The organism is Cellulosilyticum sp. ST5 (assembly GCF_046529625.1).
GTDB classification, from domain to species: Bacteria; Bacillota; Clostridia; order Lachnospirales; family Cellulosilyticaceae; genus Cellulosilyticum; species Cellulosilyticum lentocellum.
Genome location: NZ_CP132338.1, coordinates 2,942,163 through 2,954,175 on the forward strand (window position 1 = coordinate 2,942,163; position 12,013 = coordinate 2,954,175).

Below are 12,013 nucleotides of genomic sequence, written 5' to 3' on the forward strand. Positions count from 1 at the left end.
AATATATTTTAATCCTACTATTTTGATAGAAATCCCTATACGACTTGCAAACTTCTTTAACGCTAAAAAGACAAGAACTTTTATAGCTCTTGTCTTTTTACAACTCATTTACTTTAATTTTTTCATCTATTATTTTTTCTGCTAATCTTTTATAATAATTTGCTCTTTGTGTAAGCATAATAACCATAAGCATATCTTCTATTTTAGGTTTTACTTTTTCATCTGTCTCTCTGTTCTCAGCTAATTCACTATCTAATTCTCCCACTTGCTTTAGTTCCAATGGGATTAAGTTAGATTCTTCTAATTGCTGATTTAAACTAACTTTAACCTTCTCTACTTGCTCTTTAAAGTCATCAATCCCCTTCTTTTTAAGGGTTAAATAAATTTGGTATATCTCTTCAAGCTTTTTGGCATCAACTCGGTCTTCTTTAACAATAATGCCAAATAAAGTCTTGATATCTGAAATAGTTAAGATTTGCTTCATTTCATATAAAAGGATCATAAGTATAATGTGTTCCCTTGTATACTTTTTCTTCTTAGCAGGCATAAGAAGTTTATCCTTTGCATAATTATTAATCATGGTTTTTGTCAGTAGTTTATCTTCTTCGTTCCTTTTCGTATGTGCCAATTTTTCTTCGAAAAGTGTAATGACTTGATCCATATACAAATCTAAGTTAGGAATGCTTTGAGGTTCTATTACTTCATCTAATTTTAAGGTCTCTATTATTTTATTAATCTCTTTATTTTCCACAGTGCCCTCCATTAGTAGTCTTCCTATCTTTATAAGCTCTACATTACTACTTTCATCATACACATCCCATATATTAAAATCAAGAGAATTTATTTTAAAAACGCTATTGACTTATATGCTAACAATATGATAAATTTTATATATAACATTAAGTAGTATTAGAAACTACTTAATGAGTTTAGGAGATGATTATATGAAACAATATTTACGAGAACCAGTTAATGCCTTAACTCATTTATTCGGTGCTGTACTTTCATTAATTGGCACAATCTTTTTACTTAACCTTACTGATATTTCTCTTAGCACTACAGCTATTGTTTCAATTATTATATTTGGTATAAGCTTAGTTGCTCTCTATACAACTAGTGGCATTTACCACTTAGTCCACACCACTGATGCGATTTTGCTTAAACTAAAAAAATTGGATCATTCTATGATTTTTGTTTTAATTGCTGGTTCTTATACCCCATTTTGTATGCTCTCATTAACAGGTGCTTGGAAATGGAGTATTATTATTACTGTCTGGAGTCTTGCAATCATTGGTATTATTTTAAAAGTATGTTGGATTAATATGCCTAGATGGCTTTCTACCGGCTTTTACATTGGTATGGGTTGGATTGCTCTTTTTGCACTTAAACCACTGTATGCTTCACTTTCTTTAGGTGGCTTTATCTATTTGCTACTAGGAGGATTAATGTACACCATTGGTGGTATCATTTACGGCTGCAAGAAACCTAATATTTCACCTAACTTTGGCTTTCACGAAATTTTTCATATCTTTGTTATGTTAGGTAGTGCCTGCCACTACTGGGCTATTCTTAGATATGTCCTTTAATAGGCTTTAAAGTCTTTAAGACTTTAAATAAATTCACCAATTGAATAAGATAACCTCAAAAAAAGAAGAGCTTTTACAGCTCTTCTTTTTTGAGATTATCTTATTCAATAAATTAAACCTTAAAAGTATGCACGTTATCTTTTAACTGATTGATCATGTCTTTAAGTTTCATTGCTGATTGTGCCACTTCTTCTGTTGCGGTATTTGCTTCTTCACAAGCTGCTGATACTTCTTCACAGGAAGCCGATACTTCTTCTGCAATAGAAGAACTATTTTCAATGCGCATTAATATACTCTCCTTTTGTCGTTCTAAAACATGTGCTTCTTCATTAACTGATTTAATCTGAGGAACAATTTCCTCCACTGCTTTAGTAATCAACTTGAATGACTCAAACATTTGCTTTAAGCTATCATCTTGATGTTCTAATTGCGTAGTCATCTCTCCATTTCCCTCAATAAGTACCTTGGTTTCTACTGAAGCATTACCAATAATTTCAGCTATATTTTTAGTAGCCATTTGACTTTGCTCCGCTAAGTTTCTAATTTCCTCAGCAACCACACTAAATCCTCTTCCCATTTCACCTGCTCTCGCTGCTTCAATAGCTGCATTTAAAGCTAATAAATTTGTTTGTTTTGAAATATTTTCAATGACTATGATAATTTCATCAATATTTTTCATGTGATTCTCAAATGAATTAATTTTTTCACTATAATTATTGAAGTATTCCCCAAAGATTCTCAGTGCTTTCATTACCTCTTTTATATCTTCATTACCTTTGAGAGCCACTTCATTAATTTGTTCTGCTTTTTGATTAATTTGATCTACGGAAGAAATAACTTGAGCTATACCATTCCCTAATGCATGAGCCTCTTCATTAATACCTACTAAGTCAGTAGCTTGATCTACTGTACCTTCTGCTACGCCTTGAATAGTCATAGTGATATTATCTATTACCTTTGCCATATCTTCTGAAGAATTAGATAACCCTGCTGATTCACTATCCACCTGATCTGCCAGATGATTCATATAAACTAAAGTCTCCCTGATGTCTTTTTGCATCTGTGTAACACTTCTGCTAATATCTCCTGTTTCATCAGCAAACTCTTGGATATAATTTGAAGCCTCATATGTAAAATCCTTGTCTTTTAAGTAATCTACTTGCTCACATACACTTATAATACGCCTACTAATACGTGTACTTACAATTCCCATAGCAATAAAAGCCGCTAATAACAGAATTAATGTGGTAATTAAAGTCCACTTCAAATAGTTCTCTATATTTGCTATATGCTTCGATCTATCTGCTGCCATAAATAACATCCCTATAGGCGTCCCTTGCTCATCTTTAATAGGCTCATAACTACAAGTGTAACTAATTCCCTTGATTGTCCTTCTTTCTTGAAATAATTTTCCTTGCTTTAGTACCCTATCAATAATTTCATTACTTATTAGTTCATCACTATTTACCTCTTTAATAGTACTAGCAATTATAGTTTGCTCACAAAAGATGATATACTCATATCCTGTATATTTCTTTAGTACATGAACTTCTTCTATGCCTGTTAAACTCTCGTCTCCTTTTATCAAGTCATTTTCTACTTTTTTGTAGGATCCAGGATAACGGCTATCCATGTCAAAGTTAAAAAAAATCATATTAGTTTTCATTTGATCTCTTACTAAGCTTGTTGTATTAAAAACAAATGAAATACTACCCAGAATAGTAAATACTATGCTTATGACTAATACCATGGGTATAATTAAAGCATATAATCTTCCTTTTAATCTCAAATTTAATCTGAATTTCACTACCTTTTCCTCCTACTTATCCATTTATTTTCATATTTTAACACAATATCACAAAAACACTCAATCTTCTTTGCTCAAAATAATTGACAAATCTAAATAAATTTTTTAATAAATATAAGATATTTTTTTGTATAATAGTCAAGTTGTTTACAATTTCACATGAAAAATAAGGCACATATGGTCAATTAGCCATATATGCCCTATAAACTTCAAAATTATTTTCTGCTAAAGTTGATTATTTCGATTGAATGTATTCATCCATTGCTGCTGCTGCTTTTTTACCTGCACCCATAGCCAGAATAACTGTTGCTGCGCCTGTTACTGCATCTCCACCAGCGTATACACCTTCTCTAGTGGTTAAGCCAGTTTCTTCTTCTGTAATAATGCAGCCACGTCTATTGGTTTCAAGGCCTTTTGTAGTACTTATAATAAGAGGATTAGGACTTGTACCAATGGCCATAATGGCACAATCGATGTCTAATACAAAGTTAGAACCTTCTTTTACAATAGGACTTCTTCTTCCTGATTCATCTGGTTCACCTAATTCCATTTCTACACATTCAACACCTGTTACCCAACCTGCTTCACCTAGGATTTGTACTGGGTTAGTAAGATTTTTAAAGATAATGCCTTCTTCTTTAGCATGCTCTACTTCTTCTCTTCTTGCCGGCATTTCTTCTTCACCGCGGCGATACACAATATATACGTTTTCTGCCCCAAGACGCTTAGCACATCTTGCAGCATCCATTGCTACATTACCACCACCAAATACAGCTACACTCTTACTATTATGTATAGGTGTATCACTTCCTTCTTTATAAGCTTTCATCAGGTTAACACGTGTTAAAAATTCATTAGCTGAATATACCCCTTTTAGATTTTCTCCTGGGATATTCATAAAGTTAGGAAGACCTGCACCTGAGCCTACAAAAATTGCCTCAAAGCCATCTTCGAAAAGTTCATCGATAGAAATAACTTTACCAATTACCATATTAGTAAGAACTTCTACTCCCATAGCCTTTAAAGTATCAATTTCCTTTTGTACAATGGCTTTTGGAAGTCTAAATTCTGGAATACCATATACAAGTACACCACCAGCTAGATGAAGTGCTTCAAATACTGTTACTTTATAGCCCTTTTTAGCTAAATCCCCTGCACAAGTAAGTCCTGCAGGGCCAGCACCTACAATTGCTACCTTGTGTCCATTTGCCTCTGGTACTTTTACTTCTTCTTTGCTATTAGTCATATGATAATCCGCTACAAAACGTTCAAGGCGGCCAATACCAACACTTTCTGTTTTAATACTCCTTACACATTTAGCTTCACATTGTGTTTCTTGAGGACAAACTCTACCACACACAGCTGGTAAACTACTAGATTCATGAATCACTTCATAAGCTTTTTCAAAATCACCTTTTTGAATTTCAGTAATAAAGCCTGGTATATTAACATTTACAGGGCAGCCACTTACACACGGTGAATTTTTACAATTTAAGCAGCGGCTAGCTTCTTCCTGTGCCATTTCTAAAGTATAACCTAATGCAACTTCCTCAAAGTTTCCATTTCTCACTGTAGGATCTTGCACTGGCATTTCTAATTTTTTAGGGCTCATGTTTGCCATTTATTTCACCTCCATTAGATTACAGTGATGTTCTAGTGCATGTTTTTCAAAGTCTTTATACATGCTAGATCTAGAAATAGCTTCATCAAAGTCTACTTCATGGCCATCAAAATCTGGTCCATCTACACAAGCAAACTTCACTTTGCCGCCTACTGTTAAACGACAACCACCACACATACCTGTACCATCAATCATAATAGGGTTCATACTCACTACGGTCTTTATACCATATTGTTTAGTAAGCTGTGCTACAAATTTCATCATGACTAAAGGTCCAATAGCAATGACTTCATCATATTCATTACCTTCTTTAATCAATTTTTCAAGAGCTGCTGTTACAAGGCCCTTTTCTCCATAGGAACCATCATCTGTCATAATAAACAGACGATCACTTGCAGCTTTGAACTCCTCTTCTAAAATAAGTAAGTCTTTATTTCTAAAACCAACAATAACATCAACTTTAGCTCCTAAGTTATGTAATTTCTTAGCAACTGGATATGCAATAGCAGAGCCTACTCCTCCACCAATAACAGCTACTTTTTTAAGTCCTTCGACATGAGAAGCTACTCCTAATGGTCCTACAAAGTCACAAATGAATTGACCTTCTTCAAGTTCACTTAGAGCTTGGGTTGTTTTTCCTACAATCTGAAAAATAATGGTTACTGTCCCGTTTTCACGGTTAAAATCTGCGATTGTTAAAGGAATACGTTCTCCCTCTTCATCTACTCTTAAAATAATAAATTGCCCTGGTTCTGCTTTTTTAGCAATAGCTGGTGCTACAATATCCATAAGTACGACTGTAGGATTAAGCACACGCTTTTTAACAATCTTATACATAGTATCCTCCTTTATTCTTCGTAAATATATTTCCTATATACCAAGTACCCTTCCCCTGTGTATTTAAGAAAAGGCCACGATGATCGCAGCCATTTTTATTACCTTAATTGCCGCGATTCATTGCAGCAAAACGAGTTGTTAATTCCTTAACATTCCATTTCTAGTTTATCATTGTGTCCTTTATATTTCAACAAATTTTTATACTATTATATACTTTTTGTTAATATTATTGTATTTTTATTCATTTTAGTTTTCATTTTCATTCTAGATTCTAGTATGCAACTTCTTTATAGGCTATAATTTGAAATTTTTTATAGCTAACATCTACAAAAAAAGACGATACCCAAAAGTATCGTCATTATCTACAATTATTTAACGCTAACTATGCTTTTGTAACGTTAGCAGCTTGTGGTCCTCTGTTACCTTCAACGATATCGAAGTTAACTTCTTGACCTTCTTCTAATGTTTTGAAACCGTCGCCTTGGATAGCTGTGAAGTGTACGAATACATCATCTCCACCTTCTCTTTCGATAAATCCAAAACCTTTTTCTGCGTTAAACCATTTAACTTTACCTGTCATGTTACTAGGCCTCCTTAAATAAAATCTTTTATTGCTAAAACACTGCTACGCAAAACGTTATTCGGTCTTGCTAGTTTTTTTGTTACAAGAGGCCTACCTATCCGTTTTTGTTTCAATATTTTAACTTACTCACTAATATTATCATAATTGTCGCGAAAAATCAAGATGCTTTAAATTTTTTTACATAATAATATTAGAATTATAAAAATTTTTTAGAGGAATTTTTGTAGATTTTCCAATTCATACATCTACTGTTTAGCTAATATTTTATCTCATTTAACAAAAGGGCAAGGCCCTAATAATACTTTTACTAATCCAGTACTATGAAGCCTTGCTCTTATAATATTCTTGATTATTTCTCATATTTTTTAATAATTTTACCATGCTTTTCTTTATAATAAAGCATCTTACCACAAGTCATCTTACCTTCTTTACATTTCCCATGAACGCAGGTAGGGACTGCATACTTGAATATAGTTGGAGCAATTTCCATACAAGCTAACCACATTTCATAGGCCATATCTCTAATTTCTTCTTGTGCTCTATCACATAGTCTTTCTTTAAAGAAATTAAAAAGTGCTCTAACATTCATTGTTACTTGAATTTTTGTTTCACATGCATTTGGAAGCACATAACGTGCATTTTCTATAGCAATCTTTTCAAGCTTTGAATAGAGTTTTTTATCACTATCCTTGAGAATCTCCACTAGAGCCTCTCCCTCTATACCATTTGCTATAGCTGAGCTCACTTCTTCCGTTACTTTACCAGTTGCTGCTTGTTCTTTGATTTGTTCCACTAACAAACTAAGGGTGATATGATTATAGTCCTCTTGCAATTTCTCCATCATCTTAATATAGTCTGCTTTTAAACGATCATATTTAGCTATTGGCTTTGGAATAACATACTCAAACTGTCCTTCACTTACATAACGTTGTGATTTCTGAGAATAGCTGCAACCTATTCTATGACGTACTAATTGATGCGTTAAGGAACGACTTACACCTTCAATTCCAAAGGTAATGCTACTATGCTCTAGAATGGAACCATGCCCGATTTCTAAAATCATATTTAAAAATCTTTCTGCACTTTCTGGTGTAATTTGGTCTCTTAATTCTTCTATATCTGCTGAACTATAGCAAAGTCTAGCTCCTCTTACTATATTTTGTTCAAACTCTGGTGTATGACTTAATATGACTACATTTAATTTAGTTTCCACTTGATTCTCCTCTTATCTTTCTGTATATATTAGACAACCTATCTAAACTAACGCTTATGGTTTATACTATAATTTGATTAGTTATAGATAAAAGTAATAGTAGATTAATTTCTCTCTATGATGAAAGTGTATTACAAAAGACTTCCACTGGCAAGTATCTTATTAAATCCTGTCTTTCATTAATGACTATTAACCTTCTTTTCTATATTAACCTATTAGTATCATATCCTTGATATACTATAACTCTATCAAACTTTAAAGGAGATTACACTATTGATTTGTTTAATCGCAGCTGTTAGTAAAAATAATCAAATTGGACTTCACAATCAAATGCCTTGGCATATTCCTGAAGACCTAGCTTATTTTCGTGAAATAACAAGTGGGCATACTGTTATCATGGGAAGAAAGACCTTCGAAAGCATAGGTAAACCTCTCCCCCATAGAACCAATATGGTTTTAACTACAAACCCTAACTTCTCTGCGGAGGGTGTTGTTGTTCTGCATAGCTTAAATGAAGCATTAGAGTTATGCAAAACAACAACAGAAGCAGTCTTTGTAATTGGTGGTGGTGAAATTTATAAAGCCTTTTTACCTTTCGCAGAATATTTATACATTACTTTAATTGATGAAGTTGTTGAGGGAGATACTTGTTTTCCCGATTATCAAAAAGATTTTCTATTGATAAAATCCACTTGTAGTAAGTCGCAAACACCTACTGGTCATTATTTTTTCTTTACTCTTTGGAAAAGAATAGGTCATTAATATATATTTCCTACAATAAAAAATTGCTATCTCATATATATTTTACAATATATGAGATAGCAATTTTTATTGACTTCATTTGCTCATATTATCTATTATTCTTATCATTACTACGAGAACGGTAGTTTGAACGGTTTCCATCTTGGCGTCTATTACTATCTCCACGTCTCTCACCATTGTTTTCCTGACGTCTTGATGTACTACGACCCATTTGTCTATCTCTACCATCTTGTTTTCTATTAGCTACTTCAATATTCACTCTTCGTCCTTTTAAGCTTTCGCCTACAAGGTTAGCCATAATATCTCCAAGATGTTTTTTTGGAATTTCAAAGAATGAGAATTTATCAAGCATATCTACACGGCCAATTTCCTTACCTGTAATATTACAGTTAGATGCGATAAATTTAACAAGTTCTGATACTTGAAGGTCGTCTTTACGTCCAAGGTTAATAAATAAACGTACAAAGTCTCCATCAATTTTGCTTGTATCATAATTGCTACGTGCTGCTAAGTCTTCTACTGAATACTCTGCTGAAGCTCCCATAACCATTTTATCCATAGTCATTTTAAGGAAGGCTGCTGCTACTTCTAGAGATGTTGCGTAATTTTCATCCTCAATGTCGCCTACTTCTTCAAGCATCTTTTCAATAAAACCTGTATATTTTGTAAGCTTACCTTCAGCTAAAATAGCTTTTACTTCATCTATAATTCCAGAAAGTTTATTTTCTTGAATATCTTCAATTGAAGGTGGCTTAATAAGCTTAATTTTTGATTTTGTATAACGTTGAATATCACGTAATTTAGCTAATTCTTTACCAGCTGCAAAAGTATAGGAAACACCTTCTCTTTGTGCACGACCTGTACGACCAATACGGTGTACATAGTACTCTTCATCACTTGGTACATCATAGTTAAATACTGCATCTACATCATCTACGTCAATTCCTCTAGCGGCAACATCTGTCGCTATAAGAATATCAATGAGCCCATTTCTAAAACGAGACATAACATTATCTCTTTGAAGTTGTTTCATATCTCCGTGAAGTGATTCTGCACTGTAACCTCTTGCTTGAAGGTCTCTACATAAATCATCTACACGTCTTTTAGTGTTACAGAATACTACTGAAAGCTTAAAGTTATTCGCATCAATTAGACGAGATAAAACTTCTACCTTATTGCTATCTCTTACTTCTAGATAGTATTGTTTAACTGTTGGTACTGTTAACTCTTTATGAACAACATTAACAGTGATTGGGTTATTTTGATATTTATTAGCAATATCTAAAATGGCTTTTGCTAAAGTAGCTGAGAAAAGTACAAATTGACGTTCTTCTGGTACACTTTCTAAAATAACATCAATATCTTCACGGAATCCCATGTTAAGCATTTCGTCTGCTTCATCTAAGATAATCATTTTTAAATGTTCTAATTTTAAAGTTCCTCTTCTAAGGTGATCCATAATTCTACCTGGAGTACCTACAATAATTTGAGGTCTTTTTTTAAGAGCTATAATCTGTCTATCTATTTGTTGTCCTCCATAGATAGGAAGAGTACGTATACCTCTCTTATATTTAGCAAGAGCTGAAAGCTCTTCTGTTGTTTGGATAACAAGCTCACGTGTTGGACAAAGAATAAGCACTTGTACTTTTTCATTCGTAGTGTCAACACTTTCTATTGCTGGAATACCGAATGCACAAGTTTTACCAGTTCCTGTTGGCGCTTGTGCAATAATATCATTACCTTGTAAAATAATAGGGATCGCTTTCCCTTGAATAGGCGTTGTTTCTTCAAATCCCATATCATGAGCCGCTCTAATAATGTCTTCTGATACTTCTAGTTGGTTAAATAATATACTTTCTATAATCATTACCTCTACAATCTATTAAATAATTTATAAGTGAAATTAATCTATTCGCTTACATCCATACCTTTAATCATACTACATATTACTTGAAACCTCAAGGAGTAAAATGTTCCTATTATAGGAAAAATGCTTCTATTCAAGGGCTAGCGAGTTTCTTGAATAAAAGCATTTTTGTGAATTATTTTCTATTAAATTTTAACTGCTCTATATTTATAATTTCCAACCAGGTAAATAATTTGCTGTATTTTTGAGCATTTCTTCAAAAAGCTCCTCTGTATCCTCTAAGGATATATTAACTAATGGGTCATTAGCAAAAGCTACAAAAGCTTTTTTCTTATCTTTTTCTAATGCGGCTTCTAGAATAAGATGTGCATTGGTAATATGACGTGTTGCTATTCCTTGAATAGCACTTGGAAGTTTTCCCGCTACTATAGGTAATACCTGTCCTCTTCTAAAAATGGCATTGGTTTCTACAATAGAGCCTCTTGGCAGATTAAAAATTTGACCTTCATTAGGCAAGTTAACATTGGTTACTAGGTCTTCAAGACCAACTAATGCCTTGATTTGTCTAACGCCTTCTTCTCCTGAATCTTTAACTTCGAAAACTTCTTCGCCTTTAACAAGTCTCTTGCTTTTAGCTAATCTTTCTTTTAAATCCTCTTTTCTCCAGCTAACAGGTGTTAAACTAAATTTCCAATCCATAACTGTTTCTGGATTCTCTATATACCAGTTACCTGACATAAACTCAGCTAGGTGTCTATCTCCTGCTGCTGCAATAATACCGTATCGCTTAAAAAGATCAAACTTCACTCTATTAGCTGATTCAAAGAAGTCATTCATCCAATTTCCTGTTTTCCCTTCTTCAAAACCGTTTTCATAATATTTGTCTACAAACTGCTTGTAGATTGGCATTAAATCTAATCCTTTATAAGAAGCCTCATCAATCCAGGTAAAATGATTAATTCCCTTGACATTTATCTTGATTTCTTCTCTTGTAGCGCCCTCTATGCCCTCTATATCCTTTAATGCTGCTGCTAATAAATTCTGTGCATTAAATACCTCGTGGCAACAACCAAATGCTTTAATCCGTGGAAATACCTCATAAAGCGTTTTTACACATAAAGACATAGGATTGGTATAGTTAATAACGAAAGCTTCAGGACAATTCTTTTCTATAGCTTTTGCGAACTCCACATACATAGGGACGGTTCTTAATCCCCTAATAAGTCCCCCTGGGCCAACTGTATCCCCAACAGATTGATAAATCCCATATTTTTCTGGTGCGTGTACATCGGAAGCCATCTCATCAAAAGTACCTGGCAAAATGGAAATCACAACAAAATCCGCTCCCTTTAAAGCACTCTCCAAGCTTTTATCTGCCCTATATTGCCACTTACCTTTGACATCTTCTCTATCTTTTAGGCGATTACCTATTTTTTCATTCTGCAATGCTGCTTCATAATCAATATCATAAAGCGTTACTGTCCCCGCTAATTGTGGCTCTCTTGCCAAATCACTCATCAGTTGCCATGCCCAACCTCTAGACCCCCCACCAATATAGGTGATTTGTATATCTTCGACTCTATCTTCAATGTACTTCATCTTTTTTAGGCTCCTTTCCCCTATCATATATCTTTATTGTACCTTTATTATTTTTATATTTCTCTGTATTTATTGTTCTTTTTCTTTAAATTAGTCTTTTTTTGTTCCTATTTAAAATTATATATTATATACTTAACA

The 12,013-nt window shown here is 33.4% G+C and carries 10 protein-coding genes; 2 read left to right on the forward strand and 8 right to left on the reverse strand.

From position 1 onward, the window contains the following. Positions 1-97: 97 nt before the first annotated feature. Positions 98-751, reverse strand: coding sequence for a DUF1836 domain-containing protein (locus tag QTL86_RS14520; protein ID WP_243118645.1), 654 nt, complete (start codon positions 749-751; stop codon positions 98-100). 193 nt (positions 752-944) lie between these two features. Here QTL86_RS14520 and trhA point away from each other — a divergent pair, with 193 nt between their 5' ends. After that, the gene (gene trhA, locus QTL86_RS14525; RefSeq protein WP_410495244.1) at positions 945-1,586 is read left to right on the forward strand and encodes a PAQR family membrane homeostasis protein TrhA; all 642 of its coding nucleotides are present in this window, start codon (positions 945-947) and stop codon (positions 1,584-1,586) included. A 112-nt stretch (positions 1,587-1,698) separates the two neighbouring features. Here the strand turns inward: trhA and QTL86_RS14530 are convergent, their stop codons facing one another. From QTL86_RS14530 to thyX, 5 genes are all read right to left on the reverse strand, one after another. Further along, positions 1,699-3,393 (reverse strand): methyl-accepting chemotaxis protein, encoded by a 1,695-nt coding sequence (locus tag QTL86_RS14530; RefSeq protein ID WP_127065634.1) that lies wholly within the window; start codon positions 3,391-3,393, stop codon positions 1,699-1,701. Positions 3,394-3,628: 235 nt separating this feature from the next. Continuing rightward, positions 3,629-5,014 carry an NADPH-dependent glutamate synthase gene (gltA, locus tag QTL86_RS14535; RefSeq protein WP_410495245.1) on the reverse strand — a complete coding sequence of 462 codons (1,386 nt, stop codon included), beginning with the start codon at positions 5,012-5,014 and terminating at the stop codon, positions 3,629-3,631. Continuing rightward, entirely contained in the window at positions 5,015-5,851 is an 837-nt protein-coding gene (locus tag QTL86_RS14540) for a sulfide/dihydroorotate dehydrogenase-like FAD/NAD-binding protein (RefSeq protein ID WP_127065632.1), read from the reverse strand. A gap of 382 nt (positions 5,852-6,233) precedes the next feature. Beyond that, positions 6,234-6,431: a cold-shock protein CspD gene (cspD, locus tag QTL86_RS14545; protein WP_013655645.1), complete on the reverse strand. Its 198-nt coding sequence runs from the start codon at positions 6,429-6,431 to the stop codon at positions 6,234-6,236. Positions 6,432-6,783: 352 nt separating this feature from the next. Next, positions 6,784-7,647, reverse strand: coding sequence for an FAD-dependent thymidylate synthase (thyX, locus tag QTL86_RS14550; protein ID WP_127065631.1), 864 nt, complete (start codon positions 7,645-7,647; stop codon positions 6,784-6,786). A gap of 273 nt (positions 7,648-7,920) precedes the next feature. Between thyX and QTL86_RS14555 the strand changes: the two genes are divergently transcribed. Then, complete coding sequence (locus tag QTL86_RS14555; protein WP_127065630.1) at positions 7,921-8,409, forward strand: dihydrofolate reductase; 489 nt, start codon at positions 7,921-7,923, stop codon at positions 8,407-8,409. 88 nt (positions 8,410-8,497) lie between these two features. Here QTL86_RS14555 and QTL86_RS14560 read toward each other — a convergent pair whose 3' ends face one another. Together QTL86_RS14560 and QTL86_RS14565 are read right to left on the reverse strand one after the other, a co-directional pair. Continuing rightward, positions 8,498-10,276: a DEAD/DEAH box helicase gene (locus tag QTL86_RS14560; protein ID WP_127065629.1), complete on the reverse strand. Its 1,779-nt coding sequence runs from the start codon at positions 10,274-10,276 to the stop codon at positions 8,498-8,500. Positions 10,277-10,483: 207 nt separating this feature from the next. Beyond that, positions 10,484-11,875 (reverse strand): alpha-glucosidase/alpha-galactosidase, encoded by a 1,392-nt coding sequence (locus QTL86_RS14565; RefSeq protein ID WP_127065628.1) that lies wholly within the window; start codon positions 11,873-11,875, stop codon positions 10,484-10,486. Between the last annotated feature and the right edge of the window lie 138 nt (positions 11,876-12,013).

Bases quoted from the DNA above. Each gene is read 5' to 3' on its own strand.
- trhA (WP_410495244.1), top strand. From the start codon at position 945: ATGAAACAATATTTACGAGAACCAGTTAATGCCTTAACTCATTTATTC.
- gltA (WP_410495245.1), bottom strand. From the start codon at position 5,014: ATGGCAAACATGAGCCCTAAAAAATTAGAAATGCCAGTGCAAGATCCT.
- QTL86_RS14540 (WP_127065632.1), bottom strand. From the start codon at position 5,851: ATGTATAAGATTGTTAAAAAGCGTGTGCTTAATCCTACAGTCGTACTT.
- cspD (WP_013655645.1), bottom strand. From the start codon at position 6,431: ATGACAGGTAAAGTTAAATGGTTTAACGCAGAAAAAGGTTTTGGATTT.
- QTL86_RS14560 (WP_127065629.1), bottom strand. From the start codon at position 10,276: ATGATTATAGAAAGTATATTATTTAACCAACTAGAAGTATCAGAAGAC.
- QTL86_RS14565 (WP_127065628.1), bottom strand. From the start codon at position 11,875: ATGAAGTACATTGAAGATAGAGTCGAAGATATACAAATCACCTATATT.